General features: G+C 70.1%; 21 protein-coding genes. 6 read left to right on the top strand and 15 right to left on the bottom strand.

Features of this window, described 5'->3' with window-relative positions:
• Positions 1 to 16: 16 nt before the first annotated feature.
• The 6 genes from ACMW4R_RS02200 to ACMW4R_RS02225 all read right to left on the bottom strand — a co-directional run bounded on the left by ACMW4R_RS02200 (position 17) and on the right by ACMW4R_RS02225 (position 5,835).
• Positions 17 to 1,117 carry a sugar phosphate isomerase/epimerase family protein gene (locus ACMW4R_RS02200; RefSeq protein WP_058627207.1) on the bottom strand — a complete coding sequence of 367 codons (1,101 nt, stop codon included), beginning with the start codon at positions 1,115 to 1,117 and terminating at the stop codon, positions 17 to 19.
• Entirely contained in the window at positions 1,114 to 1,533 is a 420-nt protein-coding gene (locus ACMW4R_RS02205; protein ID WP_418299013.1) for a C-glycoside deglycosidase beta subunit domain-containing protein, read from the bottom strand. Before ACMW4R_RS02205 ends, ACMW4R_RS02200 begins: the two co-directional genes overlap by 4 nt.
• An 88-nt stretch (positions 1,534 to 1,621) precedes the next feature.
• Complete coding sequence (locus ACMW4R_RS02210) at positions 1,622 to 3,169, bottom strand: GMC oxidoreductase (RefSeq protein ID WP_418299014.1); 1,548 nt, start codon at positions 3,167 to 3,169, stop codon at positions 1,622 to 1,624.
• Positions 3,166 to 3,960 (bottom strand): TIM barrel protein, encoded by a 795-nt coding sequence (locus ACMW4R_RS02215; RefSeq protein WP_058615224.1) that lies wholly within the window; start codon positions 3,958 to 3,960, stop codon positions 3,166 to 3,168. The genes ACMW4R_RS02210 and ACMW4R_RS02215 overlap by 4 nt, the downstream gene beginning before the upstream one ends.
• A gap of 73 nt (positions 3,961 to 4,033) precedes the next feature.
• On the bottom strand, positions 4,034 to 4,870 hold the full coding sequence (locus ACMW4R_RS02220) for a carbohydrate ABC transporter permease (RefSeq protein ID WP_058615223.1): 837 nt from the start codon (positions 4,868 to 4,870) through the stop codon (positions 4,034 to 4,036).
• Positions 4,870 to 5,835 carry a carbohydrate ABC transporter permease gene (locus ACMW4R_RS02225; protein ID WP_058595955.1) on the bottom strand — a complete coding sequence of 322 codons (966 nt, stop codon included), beginning with the start codon at positions 5,833 to 5,835 and terminating at the stop codon, positions 4,870 to 4,872. Before ACMW4R_RS02225 ends, ACMW4R_RS02220 begins: the two co-directional genes overlap by 1 nt.
• A 348-nt stretch (positions 5,836 to 6,183) precedes the next feature.
• On the opposite strand from ACMW4R_RS02225, the gene ACMW4R_RS02230 reads away from it, so the two are divergent.
• The 4 genes from ACMW4R_RS02230 to ACMW4R_RS02245 all read left to right on the top strand — a co-directional run bounded on the left by ACMW4R_RS02230 (position 6,184) and on the right by ACMW4R_RS02245 (position 12,191).
• Positions 6,184 to 7,467: an ABC transporter substrate-binding protein gene (locus tag ACMW4R_RS02230; protein WP_058595956.1), complete on the top strand. Its 1,284-nt coding sequence runs from the start codon at positions 6,184 to 6,186 to the stop codon at positions 7,465 to 7,467.
• 77 nt (positions 7,468 to 7,544) lie between these two features.
• Positions 7,545 to 9,008 carry a family 43 glycosylhydrolase gene (locus ACMW4R_RS02235; protein WP_418299015.1) on the top strand — a complete coding sequence of 488 codons (1,464 nt, stop codon included), beginning with the start codon at positions 7,545 to 7,547 and terminating at the stop codon, positions 9,006 to 9,008.
• Positions 9,005 to 11,149, top strand: coding sequence for a glycoside hydrolase family 3 N-terminal domain-containing protein (locus ACMW4R_RS02240; protein WP_418299016.1), 2,145 nt, complete (start codon positions 9,005 to 9,007; stop codon positions 11,147 to 11,149). The genes ACMW4R_RS02235 and ACMW4R_RS02240 overlap by 4 nt, the downstream gene beginning before the upstream one ends.
• 103 nt (positions 11,150 to 11,252) lie before the next feature.
• Positions 11,253 to 12,191 carry a LysR family transcriptional regulator gene (locus ACMW4R_RS02245; RefSeq protein WP_058595959.1) on the top strand — a complete coding sequence of 313 codons (939 nt, stop codon included), beginning with the start codon at positions 11,253 to 11,255 and terminating at the stop codon, positions 12,189 to 12,191.
• 500 nt (positions 12,192 to 12,691) lie between these two features.
• Here ACMW4R_RS02245 and ACMW4R_RS02250 read toward each other — a convergent pair whose 3' ends face one another.
• From ACMW4R_RS02250 to pcaH, 8 genes are all read right to left on the bottom strand, one after another.
• A complete protein-coding gene (locus ACMW4R_RS02250) occupies positions 12,692 to 13,597 on the bottom strand; it encodes an alpha/beta hydrolase (RefSeq protein ID WP_418299017.1) in 906 nt (301 codons plus the stop codon).
• Entirely contained in the window at positions 13,594 to 15,072 is a 1,479-nt protein-coding gene (locus tag ACMW4R_RS02255; protein ID WP_058628516.1) for a C-glycoside deglycosidase beta subunit domain-containing protein, read from the bottom strand. The genes ACMW4R_RS02250 and ACMW4R_RS02255 overlap by 4 nt, the downstream gene beginning before the upstream one ends.
• Before the next feature lie 8 nt (positions 15,073 to 15,080).
• Positions 15,081 to 16,382, bottom strand: a complete 1,302-nt coding sequence (locus ACMW4R_RS02260) for a C-glycoside deglycosidase beta subunit domain-containing protein (protein ID WP_418299018.1) — start codon at positions 16,380 to 16,382, stop codon at positions 15,081 to 15,083.
• Between the two features lie 205 nt (positions 16,383 to 16,587).
• Positions 16,588 to 16,968 carry a 4-carboxymuconolactone decarboxylase gene (gene pcaC, locus ACMW4R_RS02265; RefSeq protein ID WP_418299019.1) on the bottom strand — a complete coding sequence of 127 codons (381 nt, stop codon included), beginning with the start codon at positions 16,966 to 16,968 and terminating at the stop codon, positions 16,588 to 16,590.
• The gene (locus ACMW4R_RS02270; RefSeq protein ID WP_418299020.1) at positions 16,968 to 17,765 is read right to left on the bottom strand and encodes an alpha/beta fold hydrolase; all 798 of its coding nucleotides are present in this window, start codon (positions 17,763 to 17,765) and stop codon (positions 16,968 to 16,970) included. The genes pcaC and ACMW4R_RS02270 overlap by 1 nt, the downstream gene beginning before the upstream one ends.
• A complete protein-coding gene (locus tag ACMW4R_RS02275; protein WP_418299021.1) occupies positions 17,762 to 19,153 on the bottom strand; it encodes a lyase family protein in 1,392 nt (463 codons plus the stop codon). Before ACMW4R_RS02275 ends, ACMW4R_RS02270 begins: the two co-directional genes overlap by 4 nt.
• Positions 19,143 to 19,703, bottom strand: coding sequence for a protocatechuate 3,4-dioxygenase subunit alpha (gene pcaG, locus ACMW4R_RS02280; protein WP_418299022.1), 561 nt, complete (start codon positions 19,701 to 19,703; stop codon positions 19,143 to 19,145). Before pcaG ends, ACMW4R_RS02275 begins: the two co-directional genes overlap by 11 nt.
• On the bottom strand, positions 19,703 to 20,515 hold the full coding sequence (pcaH, locus tag ACMW4R_RS02285) for a protocatechuate 3,4-dioxygenase subunit beta (RefSeq protein WP_363336369.1): 813 nt from the start codon (positions 20,513 to 20,515) through the stop codon (positions 19,703 to 19,705). The genes pcaG and pcaH overlap by 1 nt, the downstream gene beginning before the upstream one ends.
• A 90-nt stretch (positions 20,516 to 20,605) precedes the next feature.
• Between pcaH and ACMW4R_RS02290 the strand changes: the two genes are divergently transcribed.
• Together ACMW4R_RS02290 and ACMW4R_RS02295 are read left to right on the top strand one after the other, a co-directional pair.
• Positions 20,606 to 21,358 (top strand): IclR family transcriptional regulator, encoded by a 753-nt coding sequence (locus ACMW4R_RS02290; RefSeq protein ID WP_058595968.1) that lies wholly within the window; start codon positions 20,606 to 20,608, stop codon positions 21,356 to 21,358.
• A gap of 213 nt (positions 21,359 to 21,571) precedes the next feature.
• Positions 21,572 to 22,747: a 4-hydroxybenzoate 3-monooxygenase gene (locus tag ACMW4R_RS02295; RefSeq protein ID WP_418299023.1), complete on the top strand. Its 1,176-nt coding sequence runs from the start codon at positions 21,572 to 21,574 to the stop codon at positions 22,745 to 22,747.
• Positions 22,748 to 22,914: 167 nt separating this feature from the next.
• On the opposite strand, the gene ACMW4R_RS02300 is transcribed toward ACMW4R_RS02295, so the two are convergent.
• Positions 22,915 to 24,396: an amino acid permease gene (locus ACMW4R_RS02300; protein ID WP_058613437.1), complete on the bottom strand. Its 1,482-nt coding sequence runs from the start codon at positions 24,394 to 24,396 to the stop codon at positions 22,915 to 22,917.
• Positions 24,397 to 24,415 lie beyond the last annotated feature (19 nt).

A 24,415-nucleotide genomic window follows, 5' to 3' on the forward strand; every position in this document is an offset into this window, starting at 1 on the left:
CTTCCAGGCGCGCGGGTCAGGCCCGCACGGCGTGCGGCAGGTGGGCGTCGAGGGCGCGCCGAGCCTCGGCGGCATCCGTGATCATGCGCGAGCCCGCGGCCTCGGCCGCGGTGCGCTGGATGGCCTGTTCGCCGCGGATGATCTCGAAGGGGCTCTGCCAGTGGTTCCAGTGCCAGCCCTCGTACTCGCTCGACACCGCTCCGCTGTAGCCGTTCTCGACCAACAGGGTGATGAGGTCGGCGACGGGCACCGAGGGCTCGTTCCCGTGCTCGTCGATGCCGAAGAACTTGCCGTGCACGTGCTTGATCCACGGCATGATCTCGAGCCAGTCGTCCACGCGCGCCGGCCCGAACAGGCCGGTGCCGTTGATGCCGAAGTCGATGCCGAGGTCGGGGCGACCGTGCTGGTGAGCCAGACCGATGAAGCGGCCGAAGCGCTGCCCGTGGTCGGCCTGATCGGCGGGCGGACCCTGCTCGTAGTACTCGTCCCACAGGGCGACGACGGCCGAGAGAAGCTCCTCCGAGGCCCCGCGCCGGCGGTACGCCTCGATGAGCGAGGGAGCGAAGCCCGTGACGGTGGCGCCCCAGTCCATCGTGAAGCCGAGGAAGGGCGAGCCGACCTTCTCGTAGCGATCGCGCAGCGCGAGGATGCGCGGGTGCGAGGCGTACTGGTCGGCGTGCACCTCGAGCGCGAGCGTGACGCCATACTCCTCGGCGATCGGCGCCAGCGCCTCCATCGAGTCGGGCGTGAGCGAGATCTGCACGCGCGCGATGGGGAAGCCGAGCTTCGCCGCCGCCGCGATCTGCTTGCGCATGTACGCGATGAGCTCGTCCTGGTCCATGAGCTTGTCGGGACGCAGGCCGATGTCGGCGTTCACCGCGAGCGAGGTACGCACGAGGCCGACCTCGTCGATGAGGTCGGAGAAGCTCCCCGCGAAGCGGTCGTCGATCTCGGGGAAGCCGCGGAAGCTCGAGAAGCCGATGATCTCGAGACCGGGTCCGAAGCCCTCGGCCGCGGTCTTGCGGATGAGCTGATCGAGGTCGTACTCGCGGCCGTGGAAGGCGCGGGTGAAGCTGTAGAGGGTGACCCCCTGGATGGGCGTGCCGAGCTCGGTCATGCGCGGGCCTCCTCGACCTGGCGGACGGTCATCGTCTTCGTGTCGTGCTCTTCGATGTGGAGCACGCTGTCGGCAGAGCTGTCGTCGGAGATGATGATGTACGGGATGTAGAGCTCGAGGTCGACGCGCACCTCGTGCTCTCCGGCATCCACCGCCACCTCTCCCGACAGCACCGCGGAGTCGGTCGGGAACCACCACTGCTCGGTGTTCGTCTTCATGTCGGCGAAGGTGAACTCCTCGCCGTTCATCTCCCAGCGCAGCGAGTCCGCGGGCGCCTCGACCCCGTCGACGGTGAGCTTCGCACCGGAGATGCAGGATGCCGGGAGCGCCCGGTACCAGGGGAGGCGCACCTCGACTGCTGCGCGTCCGTCGCGGGCGCTCAGAGTGCCCTGCTCGATGATGCGATCCGGGATCACCGGGACCTCCTCGTCGGTGCGGCCGAAGCCGCGAACTTCTTTGTTCTGATTTCTACACTCTAATGTCTGATTCCTGCATAAGCAAGGATCAGACGGATGCCGAGACCGGGGCGGCCCGCTCCGAACCGAGCACGGCCGCGATCTTCCGCGCCCCCCGCACCGCCAGGGCGACCGAGGTCACCGTGGGGTTGCACGCGGTCGCGGTCGGGATCACGCCGTTGCCGGCGACGAACAGATCGGGAACGCCCCAGACTTCGCTGTCGACGTCGCACACGCTCGTGCCGTCGTCCGCGACGCCCATCCGCGTCGAGCCCTGATAGTGCAGCGACGAGCCGAGCGGAAGCGTGAACGGGCGATCGCCGACCGGGTCGCCGATGGCCTCGGCCAGACGCACGATCTCGCGCCGGGCCCGCTCCACCACCTCGTGATCGCGGGCGGTGAGGCGGTAGTGGATGCGGGGAGCCGGCATCCCATATCCGTCGACGTGCCCCTCGTCGAAGACGACGCGGTCATCGCGCTGCAGGTCCTTGGCGCAGAACAGTCCGAGCCCCACGATCGAGCCCGGGACGACGGGGTCGTCGTCGGCGAGGGCGATCGGAGAGGCGTCGAGCTGCATGATCTGACCGTGGAACGGCATGTCGTCGGTGAACGGCACCCAGCTCACGCCGCTGTACTCGGCGAGTCCGGCCGTGGGGGCATCCTCGGCGAGCGGCGGCATATCGCGCAGCCGCGAGGCGAAGACCACCTGGGCCTGATCGTTGAGGTAGCGCCCAAGCGCCTCGGGACGCACGCCCGAGGCCCACAGCAACTGCGGCGTGCGCAGCGCGTCGGCCGCGACCACGACGAAGCGCGCCGCAACGCGGTGCTCCTCGCCCGAGCGCAGGTCGCGCACGATCACCCCGGCCGCGCGTCCGCCCTCCACGATCACGCGCACCGCGAGCGATTCGTCGAACAGCGAGAACCCGGGGTTCTCTCGCGTCACCTCGCCGAGCACGACGTCCGACCCCGACCAGACCAGACGTCCATCGTCGCGGCGGTGCACGGCCAACGGCATCCGCTGCACCTTCGTCTCATCGACGCGGCCCTCATCGACCGCCGCCGAGAGGCGCTCGCGCACGATCGCCCCGAACGGCGCCGAGTCGAAGGCGTTGCGGGTGACGCCGAGCAGACGATCGCCCTCGTCGAGCAGCTCGTCGAGATCGGGCAGGAAAGCGATGCGCTCACTGTCGTTCGGGCGGGGGCAGGCACCAGTCCAGTGCGCCGCCATGCCGCCGACGTTGCTCGACATCGCCACGACCGGCAGGCCGTCCTCCCCCTCGAACGCGTAACCGTCCTCCAGGAGGAAGGTGCCCGGGCGCGCACCGCGGACGCCCGCCCGGGCGGCGCCGGGGTTGGCGACCTTCGCGCCGCGCTCACCGGGACCCTCGGACGCGACCTGCGCGCGAGCCCGTTCGGCGGGGTCGGCGATGTTCTTCACGTGCGCGCCGGGCGGGTCCGACACCGTCGGCCCCACCTCGAACATCGCGATCGTCGCACCCGGCACCCGCTCCGAGAGGATGCGCGCATAGGCCGAGCCCGTGGGGCCGCTGCCGACGATGACGACGTCGACCGATTCGGGGTAGCGTCGCGCGTTCATGCCGCGCGCGCGATCTCGACGACGTGCGCGACCGAGGCCTCGGACGCGGTGGTCGGGTAGTACTCCAGGCCCACCGGCCCGTCGTAGCCGCTGTCACGCAGCAGAGCGAAGCGCTGGGTCCAGTCGAGGGCACCCGTGCCGGGCTCACCGCGGCCCGGCGCATCGGCGAGCTGCACGTAGTGGATGAGGTCGCCGGCGTTCGCGAGCTCGGCCTCCATGTCCTCGCCCTCGACGGCCGAGTGGTAGATGTCGTACAGCACGCCGAACTGCGGCGAGTCGACGCCGCGAGCGACGTAGACGCCCTCGGCCGTCCGGTCCAGGAGCGAACCGGGGTGGTCGACCCGGACGTTCACCGGCTCGAGCACCAGGCCGACGCCCGAGCCCTCGATCTGCGCGATCGCCTTGCGGTAGATCTCGATGAGCTTGTCGAGCTGCACCTGGCGCTTCCACCCACCGAACCCGGTGCCGCTGCCGACGACGATGCGCGGGCAGCCCAGGTCGCGGGCGATCTCGACTCCCTCGTCGAGCTTGCGGAAGAACTCCGAGTGGTCCCACGGCGGGATCATGAACTGCGTGCGCGGCTCGGCGAGCTGTGCGGTCAGCTGCACGCCGGTCTCCTCGAGCGCGGCCTTCAGCGCGGGCAGATCCTTCGGGGTGGCCGGGGCGTCGACGCCGGTCGGCCCCCACATCTCGACGGCATCGAAGCCCGCGGCCGCCGCCGCGCGCACGCGGTCGTGGTAGTCACCGGCCTCGGTGAAGAGGAGTTCGATGTTGGGGGCGAGTTGGTACACGAGGGTGTCCTTTCGAGGATGCGGGCGCGACGATCATGGATGCCGGCGGTCCGGCATCCATGAGGAGAAAGCGTCAGCCCTTCAGGCCGCCGGCGAAGCCCTGGATGAAGCGCTTCTGAGCGAACATGTAGAAGAGCAGGATCGGGACCATCGAGATGATCACGACGGCGAAGATCTTGTTCCAGGCCGAGACGAGACCGCCGACGTAGGTGTACATCGCGACGGGCAGGGTCTGCGTGGTGGAACCGCCGAGGAAGATCAGCGAGTTGAAGAAGTCGTTCCAGACGATCAGGCCCGCGAGGATCGCCACCGTTCCGGTGGCCGGCGCCATGAGCGGCAGCACGACACGGAAGAAAGCCTGCACCGGCGAGGCGCCGTCGATCACGGCGGCCTCTTCGTACTCGGTCGACAGCCCGCGGAAGAAGCTGGCGTAGAGGAAGACCGACAGCGGCATCAGGATGCCGACCCAGAGCACGATCATGCCGAAGGCGTTGCCGGTCAGGCCGATCGAACGGGCCCCGATGTAGAGGGGAACGGTGCCCAACTGCGCGGGCAGGATGATCGCGATCAGCACGAGGTAGTAGGTGATCGTCGTCCACTTCCGGGTGCGGCGGGCGATCACGTAGGCGGCGACCGAGCCGAACAGGACGAGACCGAGGATTGCTCCGCCGGTGATGATCACGCTGTTCAGGATGCTCATCGGGATGCTGTTGCGACCGGTCGCGGTCAGCACCGACACGAACGCGCTGAAGTCGATGCTCGTCGGCGGGGCGACGGCACTGCTCGACAGGGCCTCCTTGTCGCTCTTGAGCGCGGTGGCGACGAGGATGTAGAGGGGCAGGAGACCGATCAGGGTCACGACCCAGACCAGGACTTCCCGGACGGCCGTGAACTTCGTGTAGCGGAACATCAGGAGACCTTCCCGACCTCGCGGTCGCGCGTGACGTACTGCTGGAGGATGGCGAACGCCAGGATGATGACGGTGAGCACGAGCGCGAGCGCCGAGCCGAAGCCGAACTGCCCGAGAGAGAAAGCGTTCTTGTAGACCTCGGTCGCAAGAGTCTCGGTGGCTCCCGCCGGACCGCCTCCGGTGAGGGCGAGGATCTGGTCGAAGATGCGGAGGCCCTGGATGAGTCCCAGGGTCGTCGCGATCGCGATCGAGGGGCGGATGGCGGGGACGACGACGTTCCAGAAGCGCCCCCACACGCCGGCGCCGTCGAGGGCCGCGGCCTCTTCGACCTCGACCGGCACCGAGGCCAGGCCCGCGAGGTAGATCACCATCGTGAAGCCCGTCTGCTGCCACACGACCGTGATGAGGATCGCCCAGATCGACCACGTGGGGTCGGCGAGCCAGGTCTTCTGCAGCGACTCGAGACCGATCGCCCCGAGGAAGCCGTTCAGCGGACCGTTGAACTGGAAGATGAACTTCCAGACATAGGCGACGGCCAGCGGGCTGAGCACGACCGGCATGAACAGCAGGGTGCGCAGGATGTAGCGCGTCTTCAACGTGCGGTTGATCGCGAGGGCGAACAGCAGACCCAGCACGTTCGTGATGATGACCGACCCGAAGGCGAGGAAGAGGGTGTTCCACACCGCGCCGAGCAGCTGCGGGTCCGCGAAGATCTTGGCGAAGTTGTCGAACCCGGTGATCTCGAACGAGCCGAGACCGGTCCAGTTGGTGAAGGCGAAGAAGCCGCCCGTGAGGGTCGCGGCGTACTGCACGCCGAGCACGAGGAGGATGGCGGGAAGAGCCCACCACCACTGCCCGTAGCTGATCAGGGGCTTTCCCCCGCGCACCGGCCGCTGAGATGTCCGCCGAGCCTTGGGCGGCACGGTGAGCGTCCGCGTGGTGTCCTTTTCGATGGTCACAGTCATCTGCCCTCTGACTTCGTCGTCATTGCGCTCTCGTTGCGTCGAGCGCCGGTTCTCCGACTATCGCACCCTTGTGTCGAAAAGACACATTAGTGAGATGGATGCTCGACATAACGAGACGAGCTCTCCCCTTCTGACCCTCACGGCCACCCGCGCGCATCGCCCGCGCGCGAGGAGAAATGCTGGTGAGCGGCCGTATCGATGGCGAATCGCTGGCACTATTGCACGGCATCAGCGACGCTAATGTCGAAAACCGACAAATGTGTGTCACCCTGAACTCGCGGCAACGAAAGCCGTACCAGCCACTCACTACCCGGGCTGGAGACAAAGACGTCACGAAAGGGTTCGCCCATGCCACAGCACAGTTCGCTTCGGTCGCTCCGCCTTCCCCTGCTCGCCGCTCCGCTCGCCGGTGTCCTCATCCTCGCCGGCTGTTCGGGCAACAGCGACTCCGGCGGCGGCGACAGCGCCGACGGGTTCACCGTCATGGTCGCCCAGGCCAACGACGACGACCAGTCGTACGCCAAGACGCTCGAGGCCTACGGGCAGGAGAAGGGCCTCAACATCGAGGTCATCCCCTACCCCTCCGAGGCCTACAACACGCAGGTCACCACGCAGCTGCAGGCCGGCAACGCCGCCGACGTCATGATCCTCGCGCCCGGCACCGGACAGCCGATCTCGGTCATCTCGCTCGCGCAGGCGGGCCTCCTGGCCCCGCTGGGCGACTCGTCCGCCAGCCTCGTCCCGGCGAACGCCGAGAACCAGTACGAGGTCGACGGCAAGGTCTACGCCCAGCCCACCGCGCTCATTCCGGTCGGCCTCGTCTACAACAACGACGCCGCAAAGGAAGCGGGCCTCACGGCCTACCCCGACGACTACGAGTCCCTCCTCGCCGACTGCAAGACCGCTCGCGACGCGGGCAAGAGCTTCACGGTCCTCGCCGGCGCCATCACCTTCAACACCGGCCTGATGGCGCAGCTCATCTCGGCCACCCGCGTCTACGAGGCGACCCCCGACTGGAACGAGCAGCGCGCCGCGGGCAAGGTCACCTTCGCCGACACCGAAGGCTGGAAGGAGACGCTGCAGGACCTCGTCGACATGAACTCCGCCGGCTGCTTCCAGGACGGTGCCGCGGGCGGCACGTTCGACAACATCACCGCCGGCCTCGGTGGCGGCACGGCTCTGTCGGCCGCGGTCCCCGGGAGCGCGGCGAGCTCGATCGGCGCGGCGACCGGCGCCGACCTGACCGTGCAGAGCTTCCCGCCCTCCTCGGGCCAGAAGCCGTTCGTCCTCGCCTCGGCCAACTACGCCTGGGGCGTGAACGCGAAGACCAGCGACGCGAAGAAGAAGCTCATCCAGGACTTCCTCGACTGGGTCGCCACCCCCGACCAGGCCAAGGCCTTCGCCGACAGCTTCGGCGGCGTGCCGATCGTCGGCGCCTCGGAAGACAGCCTGCTCCCGCAGTACAAGAACATCGGCTCGCTGCTCGAGTCGAACTCGTACACCGGCCTGCCGAACGCCGCGTGGCCGAACCCGGGCGTCTACGACGCTCTCGGTGCGGGCGTCCAGGGTCTGCTGACCGGCCAGAAGACGGTCGACCAGGTGCTCGCCGACATGGACAGCGCCTGGGGCTGATCCCCTCTGTCGCGATCGGCTGTCGTCCCCCGGGGCGGCAGCCGATCGCTGTTTCCGACCCACGCACAGGAGCTCTCGTGACCACCTTCCGCAATCCCGTCCTGGGCGGGGACCGTCCGGACCCGGCCGTCATCAAAGTCGGCGACGAATACTGGATGACGTACTCCTCGTTCGAGTCGGCTCCGGGTCTACTGCTCTACCGCTCGCGCGACCTCGTCTCGTGGGAGTACGTCACGGCCGCGCTCCCCGATCCCGTCGGCGTGACCTTCGCGGTCGACATCGCCGAGGTCGACGGACGCTTCTTCATCTACATCCCCTTCATCCCGGCATCCTGGTCCGCGCTCACGGAGCCCTCGATCTTCGTCATCCACGCCGACTCCATGGAGGGCCCCTGGTCGGAACCGATCGACCTCGGCATCCGGGGCGCGATCGACCCGGGCCACGTCGTGGGCGAGGACGGGAAGCGGTACCTGTTCACGAACGGGGTACGTCGAATCGCCCTCGCCGACGACGGACTGTCGACCGTCGGCGACCTCGAGCACGTGTACGACGGCTGGCATTACCCCGACGAGTGGGTCACCGAGGCCTACGCTCTGGAGGGGCCCAAGCTGCTGCGCAAGGACGAGTGGTTCTACCTGATCAGCGCCGTCGGCGGCACAGCCGGCCCGCCCACCGGGCACATGGTCACCGCCGCTCGATCACGCTCGGTGCACGGCCCGTGGGAGAACAGTCCGCACAACCCCGTCACGCGGACCACGGATGCCGCCCAGGCGTGGTGGTCGCGCGGTCACGCGACGATCGTTCCCGGCCCGGAGGGCGACGGGTGGTGGATGCTGTCACACGGGTACGAGAACGGCTACCGCACGCTCGGCCGCCAGATCCTGCTCGAGCCCGTCACCTGGACCGACGACGGATGGCCGCTCGGGGCCACCGACATCGGCGGCGACCTCGACGTCCCGGCGGGTGCCGCCGCGCAGAGCGGACCCGTCGCGTGGAACGACGACTTCGCGGCGCTCCCGTCCCCCGAACGGTGGACGTTCCATGCCCCCGGCCCCCGCGAGGCGGAACGGCTGCGAATCGATGACGGCCTCGTCGTCACGGCGAAGGGCGACTCTCCCGCCGACACGTCGCCGCTCGTCACGATCGCCCCCGACCACGCGTACGAGATCGAGGTCGACGTCGAGGTGAACAACCCCGGGGTCGAGGCCGGCATCCTGCTCTTCTTCAACGACCGCCTGTACGTCGGCGTCGGCATCGACGGCGAGCGCATGCGCACGTACTTCGGCGGCCATCCGCACCACCGCCCCGAGCCGGCACCGCCCGCGCGGCGGATGCAGCTGCGCATCCGCAACGACCGGCACATCGTCGAGATCCACTACCGCGCACCCGGCGGCGAGTGGACACGGCACGGCCTGCGGTTCGAGGTCTCGGGCTACCACGCCAACACCGTCGGCGACCTGCTGAGCCTGCGACCCGCGCTCTACGCGTGCGGCGAGGGAACCGCGCGCTTCCGCTCCGCGACGTACCGGCCCCTGTCATGAGCGCTCGCATCGACGACCTCCTCGCCCGCATGACGTGGGACGAGAAGATCGGTCAGCTCCAGATCGTCTTCCGCCCGAACCCCGACGATGCCGCCGCCCTCGTCCGCCGCGGCGTGGGCTCGACGTTCTGGCCCCCATCCGCCGCGGCGACGAACGCCCTCCAGCGCGTCGCCGTCGAGGAGACGCGTCTCGGGATCCCCCTGCTCGTCGGCCTCGACGTCATCCACGGACAGCGCACGATCGCCCCGATCCCGCTGTCGCAGGCTGCGACCTTCGACCCCGACCTCGTCCGCGAGCTCGCGCACCTCGCCGCGACCGAGGCCCGCTCGGGCGGCGTGACCTGGACCTTCTCCCCGATGGCCGACGTCTCGCGCGACCCGCGGTGGGGACGCGTGTCCGAGGGGTTCGGCGAGGATCCGTGGCTGACCTCGCTGCTGGTCGCCGCCATGGTCCGCGGCTACCAGGGCGACGACCTGTCGTCTCCGGATGCCATCGTCGCCACCGCCAAGCACTTCGTCGGCTACGGCGCGGGCGAGGGCGGGCGCGACAACAACGGCGCCGACCTCAGCGAACGAGCCCTCCGCACCGTCCACCTCCCGCCGTTCGAGGCCGCCGTACGGGCGGGAGCCGCCTCGGTGATGGCCGCGTTCACGTCGGTGTCCGGCATCCCGATGCACGCCCACCGGCGTCTGCTGACCGACGTGCTCAAGCGGGAGTGGGGCTTCGACGGGGTCGTCGTGGGCGATGCCGAGGGCGTCGCGAACCTCGTTCCGCACGGCGTCGCGGAGAACCTCGCGGATGCCGTCCGCCAGGCGTACGCGGCCGGGCTCGACATCGAGATGGGAGGCTCTCCTCTCGGCCTCGCCGACGACGAACTCGCGCGTCTCGATCCCGGCCGCGTCGACGACGCCGTACGCCGCGTGCTGCGCGTGAAGGAGGCACTCGGCCTCTTCGAGAACCCCTACGTCGATCCGGATGCCGAGATCACGACCCCGGATGCCGCCTCTCGCGCGCTCGTCCGCGCCGCCGCCACGCGCGGCAGCGTGCTGCTGCACAACGACGGCACCCTCCCCCTCGTCGCGCGCCGCGTGCTGCTGACGGGCCCGTACGCCACGTCGACCGACCACCTCGGCGCGTGGGTGCAGTTCTTCGGTGCCCGCGCGGGGTCCGTGGTCGACGAGCTGTCCGATCGCCGCCCCGACCTCGAGATCGCCGTCGAGGAGGGCGTGGACTTCCTCTCACCCGACGACGACGGCATCGCGGCAGCCGTCCGTGCGGCGGCCGCCGCCGACGTCGCGGTCGTCCTCGCCGGGGAGCCCTCCGCCCTCTCCGGCGAAGCCGCCTCGCGAAGCGACCTGCGCCTCCCCGGTCGGCAGGAGGCGTTGATCCGCGCGGTAGCCGCCACCGGGACGCCCACCGTCGTGATGCTCGTCACCGGCCGCCCGCTCGTCGTCGCCGGCTGGATCGACGAGGTGGCCGCCGCTGTCGTCGTGTGGCACGGGGGCACCGAAGCCCCCGCGGCGATCGTCGATCTCCTGCTGGGTGACGCCGAGCCCTCCGGTCGCCTGCCGATGTCGTTCCCGCGCTCGGTCGGGCAGATCCCGATCCCCTACGCCCACGAGAACACCGGACGCCCGGCATCGACCGGCGGAACGCTCACCGCCGAACACATCGACGTGGGCCTGCACGGACCCGGGAACGTGCAGGACAAGTACACGTCGAAGTACCTCGACCTCCCCCTCGGACCGCAGTTCTCCTTCGGCCACGGCTCGGGCTACGCCCGGTTCGCGCACGGGGTGCCCGAGGTCTCGGCATCCGCATTCCCCGCCGAGGGCGCTCTCGACGAGACGGTGCTCACGGTGACTGTCGAGGTGACGAACACGTCCGACCGGCGCGGCGACGAGGTGGTGCAGGTGTACCTGCGCGACGTGGTGGCCTCGGTCACGCAGCCCGTGCGGCGCCTCGTCGGCTTCGCGCGACGGACCCTGGATGCCGGCCACTCGGCGACCGTGTCCATCGCCCTGCCGCGCGAGGTCTTCGGGCTGTGGGCGGACGGCTGGCGCGTCGAACCCGGGGCGTTCGAACTTCACGTCGGGAGCACGCTCGCGACCACTCGGCTCGTGCGCGTCGAGGCCCGGTAACCGGAATCACGATCAGGAATACTTTCAGGCACGACATCGACGTGGTTGATACGCTCGGCGTACCCGATTCGTTCCGCCCCCGGCACGAGGAGAACACGACGACGTGTCCGACAACGCAGCTCTTTCCCGCCTCGACCTCAACCTGCTCGTCTCGCTCGACGCGCTGCTCACCGAGCGCAGCGTCACGCGCGCGGCCGAGAGCCTGCACTTGAGCCAGCCCGCGCTGAGCGCCTCGCTCGCGCGCCTGCGCACGCACTTCAACGATCAGATCCTGGCGCGCCGCGGCAACACGTACGAGTTGACGCCCTTCGCGGTCCGCCTCACCGATCACACGAGCACGGCCCTGGAGGCCGCGCGCCGGGTGTTCGAGAGCCAAGCGTCGTGGTCGCCCGCCGAGTCGACCCGCGAGTTCTCGATCTACGGGTCGGACTACGGCTTCGTCACGGTCGGCACCGTCGTCTCGCAGCTCGCCGCCGAGCAGGCGCCGGGCGTGCGCTTCCGGTACATGCTGCACAACCCCGGCATCGTCGAGGACGCCGCGAACCGCCTGCGCTCGGCCGACGCGATGGTGATCCCGCACGGGCCGGTGTCGGAGTTGCCGTACCTCGACCTCTGGCAGGACGACTGGCTGGCCGTCGTCGCCGACGACAACGACGAGGTCGGCGACACCCTGACGATGCAGAACCTCGCCGATCTGCCGTGGGTGCTCACCTTCCAGTCGCGGTCGGCGTTCACCTCCGCCGCGCGGCAGATCCAGCAGCTCGGTGTCGAGCCCCACATCGAGGTCGTGCTCGAGAGCTTCCTCTCGGTCGGGCATTTCGTCAGCGGAACCCGCCGCGTGGGCCTGGTGCAGTCGGCGCTCGCCCCGCATCTGCTCCGGATCGGCGGCATCCGCGTCGTTCCCCTCCCCTTCGCGGCGACGCCGATCGTGAGCGCGCTGTGGTGGCATCCGTCCCACAATCGCGACCCCGAGCACGAGTGGATGCGGGGGCTGTTCGCCGAGGCCGGGCGCGTGATCGCCGCCGGCCACGCCCCGCACTGACCCGCCGCCATCCACGCGTCGTTCACTGTCCAAGACACCCGGTCGATTCCGCGACCCGTCCGGGTGTCTTGGACACTCAACCACCCGCCTCGGAGTCACGTTGAGAGTCCAAGACACGCCGTAATGCGCCGGGAGGTCGCGGCGTGTCCTGGACACTCAACATTGCTCAGGGCCGTGCGCTCCCGTTGCCCCCGGCGCGCGCCCGCCACGCCCCCGCGCGCGGCACCCGCCACTCGGTGTCCAGAACACCCGGACCATCTCGCGAAACGTCCGGGTGTTCTGGACACTCGACCGAGCCGCGGCCCCACCCACCGCGGCGTTTCCCGACACCGAAGAACCCAGGAATTACGCCGTTGTAGTTTCGAAGCTTCCCTCGGGTCGAGGGTTTTCCACAGGGTATTCGCACAGAGAATGGCGGTTTACGCACACCTCTCCACAGAGTTATCCACAGGTGCACTCACACCTGTTCGTAAAGGCGTGCGCACCCGAACACCGACGGCTCAGCCGAGACGTAGCCGCCGGATCCACGCGACGATCGCCTCGACGGTCGGCAGCGCCGTCGGATCCGCGGGCTCGTTGATGTGCCCGTGCGCGGCGCCCGGCTCGAGGTGCACGTCCACCGCGCCGCCCGCGGCGCGCACCATCTCGGCGAACGCCTCCCCCGAGGGGCGCAGCTCGTCGAGCTCGCACACGACGACCAGCGTCGGCGGGTAGCCCTCTCCCCGCCCGAGACCCGGGAAGGCGTACGGATCACGGATGCCGCCGGGCCCGGCGAAGTTCTCCGAGATGCGGCCGATCGGCGAGGCGGGATCGAGCGGCGCGCCGGGGTCGACGCTGTTCGGATGCAGCGCCGGATACACCGGGACGAGCCCCGCGGGCGCCGTGCCCGCTCCATCGCGGAGTCGCGCGGCGACGCCGACCGCCAGGTTGCCGCCCGCGCTCGCCCCGCCGAGGACCACGGCATCCGGACCCACCCCGAAGAACTCGTGCGCGTTCTCGAGCGCCAGACGCCATCCGGCGAGCACGTCGTCGGATGGAACGGGGAAGTGCGCCTCGCCGAGGCACTTCGTGTACTCGAGGGCCAGGACCGGGATGCCACGGGATGCCAGTTCGAGGGCGACCCAGTGCGACTCCGGCATGTCCAGGTACCCGCCGACGAACGCACCGCCGTGCACCCACACGAAGGCCCGCCCGCTCGGCGCCGCCGACGGGTCGCGGTACAGCCGCGCCGGCTGCGGCCGGCGGGCCCCGTCCACCGTGAGGTCGCGCGTCTCGACGGCGGCCAGACGCGGGAATCGACGCACGAGCGAGGCCGCGTCGATGTCGTCCCGCGGATCGGTCGGCTCACCGTGCTCGCGCAGATGCGCGAGCATCTCGGCGAACGGCATCGCGCGCAGGTCGGTCATACGCCGGCCGGCACAGCCCGCATCGACGCCCGGATGAGGTCGTGCTGACGCCGCACGAGGAGCAGCGGGTCGACCTCGCCGAGCTCGGCGAACGCGTGACCCTCCCACTCGCTCGACCAGAAGCCGCGGTACCCGCCCTCGACGAACACGCGCACGAGTTCGGGGTAGTCGATCGCCGGCTCCTGGCCCTCGTCGTCGATGTCGTAGAACTTGGCGTGCACGTGCAGGATCTGCGGCATGATGTCGGCCCACTCGCGCGGGTCGACGTGCCCGTGCATGTTGAACGCGAGGTGCGCGAACGAGCCCAGGCGGCCCGGGTCGAAGTCCCGCCCTCGGAGGTACGCGATGAACTCCTGCTGTCGCGCCTGCATCGTGGCATCCGTCGCCCAGATCTCCTGCAGCTTCGCCACCGCCTCGTCGTCGAGACCCGCCCGCCGGACGGCCCGCAGCAGGGTCGGTGACATTGCGTGCATGGTGGAGGAGAAGTCGGCGACGAAGCCGAGCAGGGGCGAGTCGAGCTCGGCGTAGGTCTCGCGCACGCGCAGGATCGGCTCGGAGTTCGGGCCCATGGGCGCGTGGATCTCGTACGCGAGCTTCAGTTCGAGGTCCTCGGCGATCGGCAGCAGCCGGCGCAGCAGCTCGGGCTTGGCGCTCTGGATGCGCACGAGCGGGAAGCCGAGCTTCTTCGCCCCCTCGAACATGAGCTTCGAGAACGCGAACTCCTCGTCGGGCGTCATGTCGCGGTCGCGCCGACGCCCCATGTCGAGGTTGGCTCCGAACGAGCTCTCGACGAACCCGTGGCGGTCGAACGCGTCGCGCCACGTGCGGACGAAGTCGTCGCCGACGACGGGGTAGGTCGGCACCATCTGGGATGCCACGATCTCGATGCCCGGACCGATCCCGAGCTCCGCGACCCGGTCGAGCAGCCCGTCGAAGTCGAACCACCCGGCGCGGAACTCCGCGCTGGCCGAGTACAGCGTGAGCCCGAGCTGGAAGGGGTCGCCGTCGACGGCCGGCGGCGGGGGCGCCACCTCGGACACGAGCGCCGGGGGCTCGGCATCCGCGGCGACGACCGTGAGGCTCTTCACGTCGTGCACGACGTTCGGCACGTACATCCCCGGGCCGCCGTCGGCCCCGGGCGCGATCTGCATGTAGGGCAGGCGCAGCTCGCCGTGCAGCACGACGTCGTGGGTCTCGCCGAGCGCGACCGGAGCGGAGCGGCGCGCGATGAGGAGCGGGTGCTCCTGCAGGAACCAGAGCCGTTCGCTCTGCTCGGGCAGCTCGTCGAGGCGGTACGAGGTGTCACCGAACTCCACGCGGAGGTCGTCGGCATCCACCCGCTCTCCATCGACGGTGAGGGCGAGGGTCGTCACCGACGACAGCCAGAGGCTGCGGTACCAGGGGATCGTCAGGCGCAGCGCGAGCCCGTCGGGGTGCGTGCGCAGACTGTCGTCGTGGATCAGTCCGTTGGGCATGGCGTTCCTCAGATCCGGTCCGCGATCTGGCGGATCAGCGAGTGCTGGCGGCGAACCTGCTCGATCGAGCGCCACGGCTCGCGCTCGCCCTCGTACTCGCTCGACAGGTAGCCGGTGTACCCGGCGTCCTTGAGGGCCTTGAGCACCGGCTCCCACGGGATCTGCTTGTCGTCGAGTTCCTCGTCGATGTCGTGGAACTTCGCCTGGATGAACACGACGTTCTCGATCACGTCGAACACGTCTCTCGGGTCGACGTGGATGCCGTCGAGGAACGCCGGACGCTGACCCGGCAGCTCGCCGGGCTTCAGCGGAATGGGGCGGTCCTGGAAGATGCCGGTGTCGAGCAGCAGGCCGAAGTGCTTCGTGCCGGTGCGGCGGATGAGCGCGATGTAGTCGTCGACGACCTCGTGCTTGATGGGGGTCGGCGAGTGGATCTCTGGGCAGATGATGACGTCGAGCTCTTCGGCGAGCGGGAGGGATGCCTCGACGACCTCGGTCCAGATCGGGTGCGGGATGAGGTCGCTCGAGACGACGCCGATCTTCGGCCGCACGAAGCGGAAGCCGAGGCCCTTCGCGAGACGCAGGTCGCGCTGGAGAGCGGCTGCCCCCTCCTCCACCGTCATGTCACGGCCGTTCGGGCCGCTGGAGTGCAGGCGCGTGTCGATCCACGAGCCGTAGTTCGTGGGCTCGAGGCCGTACTTCTGCAGCAGAGCGAACCACTGTTCGACCCACTCGTCGGACGGGTTCGGGTAGTTCGGGATGTGCGCTTCGCCGAGGATCTCCAGGCCCGTCGCACCGAGGTCGGCGATCGAGGCCATCGCGGTCTCGAGGTCCATGACCGTGCCGAAATCGCTCATGTAGCTGTACAGCGAGACGCCGTAGCGGAAGGGGGCACCGGATGCCTCGGGCGCGAGCGTGACGTGCTTGGTGACGCGGTAGGTGCTCGGCTGGTGCTCCTGCGGGATGTACGACATGCGCAGTCGCAGCTCGATCGACAGCTCGTGCACGCCGTCGGGGAGGCCGCCGCCAAGCGGCACCGTGATGATCGCGGCGTCCTCGAGCGGCCAGCGGACGCCGTCGCCGTCCCACAGCTCCGCGAGTGTGTAGGTGCCGCCCTGCAGCGTCCACAGCGGCACGTCGGGCGCGACATCGACGAGCCCGGGGATGCTCACGCCGATCCCGTCGATCAACGAGGCGGCCATGCCGCGGTACGACGGCATCCGGACGCGGAACTGGAAGCCGGTGATCTCGCCGTTCTCGCGGACGTTGCGGAATCCGACGGACTGGATGAGGTCTCTTTCGAGAAGCATCGTCGCTCACTCTCTGTGGGGTTCGCTTCGACGTTACCTCTCTTTAGTCTATTTCAGACATAAGGGGTTGTGATGCCGCACATCACCATCGCGCACCCCGCGCTCGAGCTTTAGCAGCACGCGGGTGATGTCCCGAAATGTGCGATCGGGGCGCGCTCTACCTGCACAAAGTGGGACATGAGTCGCCCGACTCCGGTGCCTCGCCTCACGCGTGGTCCGCGAACACCTCGCTCGCGATGCGGAAGGCCGTGTTCGCCGCCGGCACGCCGGAGTAGATCGCCGACTGAAGGATGACCTCGCGGATCTCGTCGATCGTCAGGCCGTTGCGGAGCGCGGCGCGCAGGTGCATCGCGAGCTCCTCGTGGTGACCGTGCGCGATGAGAGACGACAGCACCGCGACCGAGCGCGAACGACGGTCGAGACCCGGGCGCGACCAGACGTCGCCCCAGGCCACGCGGGTGATGAAGTCCTGCCAGTCGGCGGTGAGCTCGGTCGCGGCGGCGGTCGCGCGGTCGACGTGCGCGTCCGAGAGCACCTCGCGGCGCACCGTCATGCCCTGGTCGTAGCGTTCCTGGTCGGTGGCCATCAGGCCTCCTCTCGAGAGGCGGCCTCTGTCGAGACCGAGGCGAAGAACGACCGCAGCAGCGCCGCCACGGCCTCGGGCTGCTCGGCGGGCGGAAGGTGCCCGGCGTCGTCGATACGCGCGATGCGCCCGTCGCGGACCCCGGCGACGATCTCCGCGGCCTTCTCCTCGGGCGCGACGGCGTCGAACGCGCCCCACGCCGCGAGCACCGGCACGGTGATCTCGCCGAGCACGGGTCGGATGTCGTACGCGGCGAGCGCCTCGCAGCAGCGCGCGTAGCTGTCGTCGTCGGCATCCTGCAGCGCGTGCAGCAGGCGCCCGGTCAGCTCCGGTCGCCGCGCGATGGAGTCGGGGGCGAACCAGCGCTGCGCCGAGGCGATGATGAGGCTCGACGTGCTCTGGGCCCGAGCCTGCGCGGCGCGGTCGTGCCAGGCCCCGGGGTCGCCGAGCTGGGCTCCGGATGCCACGATCGCGGCGGCCCGCACCCGATCGCCGTGCCGGCGCGCCAGTTCGAGGCCGGTCGCCCCGCCGAGCGAGACGCCGGCGTAGAGGAACGTCTCGTCGGGCACGGCCGCAGCCACGGCATCCGCGAGGTCGGCGACCGTGAACACCTCTCGCGCGATCGGCCCCGCGCCGTGACCGGGCAGGTCCCACGCGGCGACGCGATAGTCGTCGGCGAGCAGCGGCAGGACGTCGTCCCACAGGATCGTCGAGGTGCCGAGCGACGGGCCGAGCACGACGAGGGGCGCCCCCGCCGGGCCGACCGGCTCGGTCAGCGAGATCAGCGGCATCGCGGTCATCGTTCCACCCCGTCTTCGTCGGCATCCGGTCTCGTGCGGTCACGGCGATCCTGCGCAGCCCCGGCGCCGGCCCGCGCCATCCGCGGAGCCAGGCCCACGTAGGCCCGCGGATCGAGGAGGGCGTCGACGTCGAGACCCGCAGCCTCGGGCATCGCCCCCAGGGCGTCGGCGAGGCCGGCGTCGCCCGCGAGCAGCTCGGCGAAGCGCTCGGCCCCGATGAGCGGGACGAGCACGCCGCGCAGGCGTTCGCTCACGAGGCGCCCGCCGGTCAGGTCGGCGTTGCTCTCCGCCGCCGAGGAGTCGACCCGCAGGTGCGCGAGCATCGACGCCGCGTGCCGCGTCGCGCCGAGTGCGAGCCGCAGCAGCTCCCGCAGGGTCGGCCACTCGGCGTGCCACGCCCCGTCGGGGCGTTCGTCGACGGCGAGGGATGCCGCGAGGTGCAGCGTCGCGCCGAGCTGCGGCGCGCGAAGGGCCGCGGAGCGGATGAGGACCGCCTCCGCCGGGTTCTGCTTCTGCGGCATGGCCGAGGAGCCGCCGCCCACGCCCTCCGACACCTCGCCGATCTCGGTGCGACTGAGAGTCGCCACGTCGCCCGCGACCTTGCCGAGAGCGTCGATGGCCTGCACGAGCGCGTCGCCGAGCTCGGTGATCGGCCAGCGCGTCACGTGCCACGGCGCATCGGGCGCGTCGAGATCGAGCGCCCGCGCGAAAGCGGCGGGGAGCGCCGCCGCGGTCTCTTCGGAACCGGTGATCTCGACGAACGATGCCAGCGTGCCGCCCGCCCCGCCGAGCTGCGCGGGGTACTCCAGGTTCTCGAGCCGCCGCGACGCTCGCTCGATACCGCGCGCCCAGGTCGCGGCACGCGCGCCCACGGTCGTGGGGACGGCGTGCTGGGTGAGGGTGCGTGCGGCCGAGACGTCGTCGGCGTGGGTGACGGCGAGTTGCCGTGCCCACTCCGCCGCGATGCGCAGCGACGAGCGCACCTGGTCCATCGCCCGGCGCGCGACGATCATCAGCGCCGTGTCGAGGATGTCCTGACTCGTCGCCCCGCGATGGATCCACGCCCGATGCTCCGCCGGCACCTGCGCCTTCAGCATGCCCACGAGCGGGATCACGGGGTTGCCCCCGCTCACCGACTCCGTGATGAGACGGTCGACCTCGAGACCCGCGGCCGGATTGCCGTACTTCTCGTCGATGCCGAAGGTGTGGTCGATGTCGCGGCGAGCCTCGCGCGGGGCGACGCCCACTTCCTCGTACGCGGCGACGAGAGCGCATTCCGCGCGAACGAGCGCTCTCAGCACGAACGAGTCCGACACCAGAGCGTCGTGCCCCACGGTCACGGGCGACAGCAGCCCGAGGTCGATGGGCACGAGGGGATCAGAAGGCAAGGAAGACCGTCTCCTTCTCGCCCTGCAACCGGATGTCGTGGTGGAGGTTCCCCTCGGGCGTTCGCGTCGCCACGAGGCTAGCGCGCTCGCTCTCGTCGAGCGAGGACAGCAGGGGATCCGCGGCGAGCGCCGCGTCGTCGCCCGGCACGTAGATGCGGGTGTGCAGCTTGTCGGGCAACCCGCGTGCGAACACGATCGCCGCGAAGAAGCCCGGACGATCCCGGATGCCACCGGGCTCCCGCGTCCAGAACTCGAAGTGCCCTTCGTCGTCGGTGAACGCGCGGCCGAAGCCGGTGAACGTGTGGTCGTCGCGGCGGAACGCGCCCCGCGCCCGCGGCACGGAGCCGTCGGCATCCGCCCCGAAGATCTCGACCAGCGCGTCGGGGACAGGCGCTCCCGCCCCGTCGAACACGGTGCCGCCCAGCACGATCGCCCCCGGCGAGTGCGGGAACACGACCTCGTGCTGCTTCGGGTACTCGAGGCCGTAGGCGAAGAACGGGCCCACGGTCTGGCCGGGGGTGGCGCGGTGGGTCTTGGCGGGGGTGCTCATCACTCGTCGCCCTCCTGCTCGAAGTACGTCTGATCCGGGCCGTCGACGACGATGTCGAAGCGATAGCCCGTCGCCCACTCGGGCGAGGTGAGGTCGTGGTCGTAGACGCCGACGAGGGCGTCGCGGTCCTTCTGCCGGTGGATGGTGTTGTAGATCGGGTCGAGCGCGAAGAGCGGGTCGCCCGGGAAGTACATCTGCGTCACCAGGCGCTGCGTGAACGACGAGCCGAACACCGAGAAGTGGATGTGCGCGGGGCGCCAGGCGTTGCGGTGGTTCTTCCACGGGTAGGGGCCGGGCTTGATCGTGGTGAAGCGGTACTCGCCGTTCTCGTTCGTGATCGCGCGCCCCGCCCCGGTGAAGTTGGGGTCGAGGGGGGCGGGGTGCTGATCGCGCTGGTGGATGTAGCGCCCCGCCGAGTTGGCCTGCCAGATCTCGATGAGCTGGTTCGCGATCGGTCGCCCCCACGAGTCGAGCAGACGCCCTTGCACGCTCATGCGCTCGCCGAGCGGCTCGCCGGCGTGCTGCAGGGTGAGGTCGGACTCGATCGCGGCGACGTCGCGCTGTCCGAATGCGGGCGAGAAAAGCTCGATCGTCTCGGGGTCGACGAGCTTCGGGTTCTTCGTGGGGTGCCGCAGCACGCTCGAGCGGTACGCGGGGAAGTCGTGGGCGGTCGCGGCGACCCGCTCTCCCGCCGCCTCGAGTGCGTCGAGCTCGGCGTGACGGGTGCGGATCTCGTCGACGATCTGGTCCTGCGTGGCCTGATCGGGAGCGGCGAGCAGCGTTTCGGGCGCCGCGGCGGGGGTGTGCGTCATGGGGTCTCCTTCGACCAGACCATCGTCCGACACCGACCTGGAGGACGGCGTAGTGTTCCCGCTCAATGGGAATCGTGGCATCCTGAGCCTATGGCGAACTCCCCCTCGGGCGACTCGGTCACCGACCGGCTGGTGCGCATCCTCGAGACGTTCACCCCCACCCGCACCGCCCAGACGACCGCCGACATCGGCCGACGCGCGGGGTTGCCGAGCTCGTCGGCGCACCGGATCGTGAACGAGCTGGTCGACGCCGGCCTGCTCGAGCGCGACGACGAGCGACGCGTGCGCGTGGGGATGCGGCTGTGGGAACTGGCGACCCGGTCGTCGCACGCCCTGCGCCTGCGCCAGGCGGCGCTGCCGTACATGGAGCGCGTGCAGCAGCGCGTGCGCGAGCACACGCAGCTCGCGATCCTCGAGCACGACGAGGCGCTGTTCCTCGAGCGGCTCAGCGCCCCCGACTCGGGAGCGAACATCACGCGCGTCGCGGGCCGCCTGCCCGTGCACGCCTCGTCGTCGGGACTCGTCCTGCTCGCCTTCGCCCCGCGCGACCTGCAGGAGCGGGTGCTCGCCGGCCCCCTTCCGCGCGTGACCCCCGAGACGATCGTCGACCCGGCGGCGCTCCGGCGCACGCTCGCCGAGATCCGCACGCTGGGGCGCGTGATCGCCCCCGGATACGTCGACGAGGTCTCCACCGGCGTCGCCGTGCCCGTGCGCGACGAGACCGGCGCCGTGATCGCGGCGCTGTCGGTGGTTCTGCCCCGCGACGCCGAGACGCAGTTCGCCCTCGTCGAGCTGCACCGCGCCGCCCGCGACACCGAGCGCACCCTCGGCTATCGGCGCTGACCCCCGCCCGCGCTCCCCCCCTGCCGCGCACGTCGCGCGTCCATGTGCATGATCCGTGGGGCGCGAGTCACCCGAAGTGCCGCACGGGGCGCCCCACAGCCACCCCGTCCTGCAGTTGGACCACACCGAGCCACATCCCGTTCAATGAGAGCACTGCGACGGGGAGCCCGCGGGAACGGCACCATCGACACAGCCACCGTCGAAGGAGACGCCATGACCACCACCGTCCGCACCCGTGTCGCCATCGTCGGCGCCGGCCCCGCCGGCCTCCTGCTGTCGCACCTGCTCGATGAGGCCGGGATCGCCTCGGTCGTCATCGACCAGCGCTCGCGCGACGAGATCGAGAGCACGATCCGGGCCGGCATCCTGGAACAGGGCACGGTGGAGCTGCTCGACACGATCGGCGAGGCCTCGCGCGCCCGGACGGTCGGCCACCGCCACGACGGCATCGAGCTGCGCTTCGAGGGCGAGGGACACCGCATCGACTTCGCCGCGACGGTCGGCCGGGCGGTGTGGCTCTACCCGCAGCACGAGGTGCTGAAGGACCTCATCGCCGCGCGTCTGGCCGCCGGCCAGGACCTGCGCTTCGGCGTCACCGCGGAAGGCATCGAGAACGGCGAGCGCCCGCGGGTGATCGCGCGCGATGCCGAAGGGAACCCTCTCGAGATCGAGGCCGAGTTCGTCGTCGGGTCCGACGGCTCGCGCAGCGTCGCCCGTGCCACCGTGACCGGGTCGAGCACCGGCGGGTACTTCCGCGAGTACCCCTTCGCCTGGTTCGGCATCCTGTGCGAAGCCCCGCCCAGCAGCGAGGAGTTGATCTACAGCAACTCCCCCGACGGTTTCGCGCTCGTCAGCCAGCGCTCCGACACGGTGCAGCGCATGTACTTCCAGTGCGACCCCGAGACCGACACCGCGGCGTTCAGCGAGGAGCAGCTGTGGGACGAACTGCAGAAGCGCGTCCCCGGCACGACTCTGAAGCAGGGCCCGATCTTCCAGCGTGACGTCCTGCGCTTCCGCAGCTTCGTCGCGCACGAGCTCCGCCGCGGTCGCGTCGCGCTCGTGGGCGACGCGGCGCACACCGTCCCGCCCACCGGCGCGAAGGGCATGAACCTCGCGATCGCCGACGTGCGCCTGCTCGCCGCCGCCCTCGGCGCCCTGCTGCTCGACGGCGACGAGCGCCTGCTCGACGCCTATCCCGAGACCGCGAGCCGACGCATCTGGAAGGCCCAGCACTTCTCGTGGTGGATGACGAGCCTCCTCCACGTGGCTCCGGATGCCACCGACTTCGACCGCCGCCGCCAGCTCGGCGAGCTGCGCACCGTCGTTGAGTCGGAGCACGGCCGCGCCTACCTCGCCGAGGCGTACTGCGGCTGGCCCTTCGACGCCTGACCGGCGCACGCACCCTGACCTCCGCCCGCACGCCCCCTCGAGTGTCCACGACACCCGGACTGAGATCGAAAACGTCCGGGTGTTCTGGACACTCAACGCACGTTGCCGCGCACACGACAGCGGCGCCCGAGCCGAAGCCCGGGCGCCGCGTCACCCCCGCGAGGGGCTCAGTCCTTCTTGCCGCGCGCGTTCTTGTCGCGCGGCTGCGGGAAGGGGCTCGGCACCACCGGGACCGTCCCCGTGTAGCCCTCGCGCTCGGCGGCGAGCTCGGCGATGCGCTTGCGGCACGCGAACCATCCGGCCGTGATGAGCAGGCTCGCGACGATCGCGACGACCAGCGTCGCGGGCGAGTCGATGAACACCAGCACCAACACGATCGCGAGGAACACCAGCGTCGCGTACCCCGTGTACGGCGCCCAGAAGAGCCGGAATCTCGGGCGGACCAGCTCTCCGCGATCGGCCAGGCGCTTGAACTTCATCTGGCAGAGCATGATGGTCGCCCAGGTGACCAGGATGCCGACGGCGGCGACGTTCAGCACCGTCTCGAACGCGTCGCTCGGGTTGACGTAGTTGATCACGACACCGAACAGCGCCACGACCGCGGTGATCGCGATGCCGCCGTAGGGGACGCCGGCCTTGTTCATGCGGGACGCGAACTTCGGCGCGGATCCCGCCACCGCCATCGAGCGCAGGATGCGACCGGTCGAGTACAGCCCCGCGTTGAGCGACGACAGGGCGGCGGTGAGCACGACGAGGTTCATGATCACGTCGACGCCCGGAACCCCGATCGAGGCGAAGAAGGTCACGAAGGGGCTCTCGTCCTTCGAGTACGCGGTGTACGGCAGCAGCAGCGCGAGAAGGAGCACCGACCCGACGTAGAAGATCGCGACGCGGAAGATGACCGAGTTGATCGCGCGCGGCATGACCTTCTCGGGGTTCTTCGTCTCGCCCGCCGCGGTTCCGACGAGCTCGATCGAGGCATACGCGAACACGACGCCCTGCATGAGAATGATCGCGGGCAGGATGCCGTTGGGGAAGAAGCCCCCGTTGTCGGCGATGAGCGAGAAGCCGACGGGCGCACCGTTGGGGGTGCCGAACACGACGAAGTAGATGCCCACGAGCAGGAACGCGACGAGCGCCGTGACCTTGATGAGCGCGAACCAGAACTCCAGCTCGCCGAACACCTTCACCGACACGAGGTTGACCGCGAGCACCGTGACGAGCGCGGCGAGCGCCCAGGCCCACTGCGGCACCGCGGCGATCCACGGCACGTACTTGCCGAAGAAGTTCATGTAGAGCGCGGCGGCGGTGATGTCGACCATGGTCGTGGTCGCCCAGTTGATCCAGTAGAACCAGCCCGAGACGAACGCCGCCTTCTCGCCGAAGAACTCGCGCGCGTAGGAGACGAATGAGCCCGAGGTGGGGCGATGCAGGACGAGCTCGCCGAGCGCCCGGAGGATGAAGAACGCGAAGAGCCCGCACACCGCGTACGAGATGACGATCGCGGGTCCGGCCTGAGCGAGGCGCCCGCCGGCACCGAGGAAGAGACCGGTTCCGATGGCACCGCCGATGGCGATCATCTGCACCTGACGCGACGTGAGCCGCTTGTGGTACCCGGCGTCCTCGAGCTGAACGGTCGAGGTGTGGATCTGCTCGGCAGCGTCGCCG

The organism is Microbacterium sp. S1037, from assembly GCF_048381605.1.
In the GTDB taxonomy this organism is placed as follows: Bacteria; Actinomycetota; Actinomycetes; order Actinomycetales; family Microbacteriaceae; genus Microbacterium; species Microbacterium testaceum_B.

What these genes read in the sequence shown, in the direction of transcription:
- ACMW4R_RS02200 (WP_058627207.1), bottom strand. Translation starts at nt 1,117, where the DNA reads ATGACCGAGCTCGGCACGCCCATCCAGGGGGTCACCCTCTACAGCTTC.
- ACMW4R_RS02210 (WP_418299014.1), bottom strand. Translation starts at nt 3,169, where the DNA reads ATGAACGCGCGACGCTACCCCGAATCGGTCGACGTCGTCATCGTCGGC.
- ACMW4R_RS02220 (WP_058615223.1), bottom strand. Translation starts at nt 4,870, where the DNA reads ATGTTCCGCTACACGAAGTTCACGGCCGTCCGGGAAGTCCTGGTCTGG.
- ACMW4R_RS02225 (WP_058595955.1), bottom strand. Translation starts at nt 5,835, where the DNA reads ATGACTGTGACCATCGAAAAGGACACCACGCGGACGCTCACCGTGCCG.
- ACMW4R_RS02230 (WP_058595956.1), top strand. Translation starts at nt 6,184, where the DNA reads ATGCCACAGCACAGTTCGCTTCGGTCGCTCCGCCTTCCCCTGCTCGCC.
- ACMW4R_RS02240 (WP_418299016.1), top strand. Translation starts at nt 9,005, where the DNA reads ATGAGCGCTCGCATCGACGACCTCCTCGCCCGCATGACGTGGGACGAG.
- ACMW4R_RS02250 (WP_418299017.1), bottom strand. Translation starts at nt 13,597, where the DNA reads ATGACCGACCTGCGCGCGATGCCGTTCGCCGAGATGCTCGCGCATCTG.
- ACMW4R_RS02255 (WP_058628516.1), bottom strand. Translation starts at nt 15,072, where the DNA reads ATGCCCAACGGACTGATCCACGACGACAGTCTGCGCACGCACCCCGAC.
- ACMW4R_RS02260 (WP_418299018.1), bottom strand. Translation starts at nt 16,382, where the DNA reads ATGCTTCTCGAAAGAGACCTCATCCAGTCCGTCGGATTCCGCAACGTC.
- pcaC (WP_418299019.1), bottom strand. Translation starts at nt 16,968, where the DNA reads ATGGCCACCGACCAGGAACGCTACGACCAGGGCATGACGGTGCGCCGC.
- ACMW4R_RS02270 (WP_418299020.1), bottom strand. Translation starts at nt 17,765, where the DNA reads ATGACCGCGATGCCGCTGATCTCGCTGACCGAGCCGGTCGGCCCGGCG.
- pcaG (WP_418299022.1), bottom strand. Translation starts at nt 19,703, where the DNA reads ATGAGCACCCCCGCCAAGACCCACCGCGCCACCCCCGGCCAGACCGTG.
- pcaH (WP_363336369.1), bottom strand. Translation starts at nt 20,515, where the DNA reads ATGACGCACACCCCCGCCGCGGCGCCCGAAACGCTGCTCGCCGCTCCC.
- ACMW4R_RS02290 (WP_058595968.1), top strand. Translation starts at nt 20,606, where the DNA reads ATGGCGAACTCCCCCTCGGGCGACTCGGTCACCGACCGGCTGGTGCGC.
- ACMW4R_RS02295 (WP_418299023.1), top strand. Translation starts at nt 21,572, where the DNA reads ATGACCACCACCGTCCGCACCCGTGTCGCCATCGTCGGCGCCGGCCCC.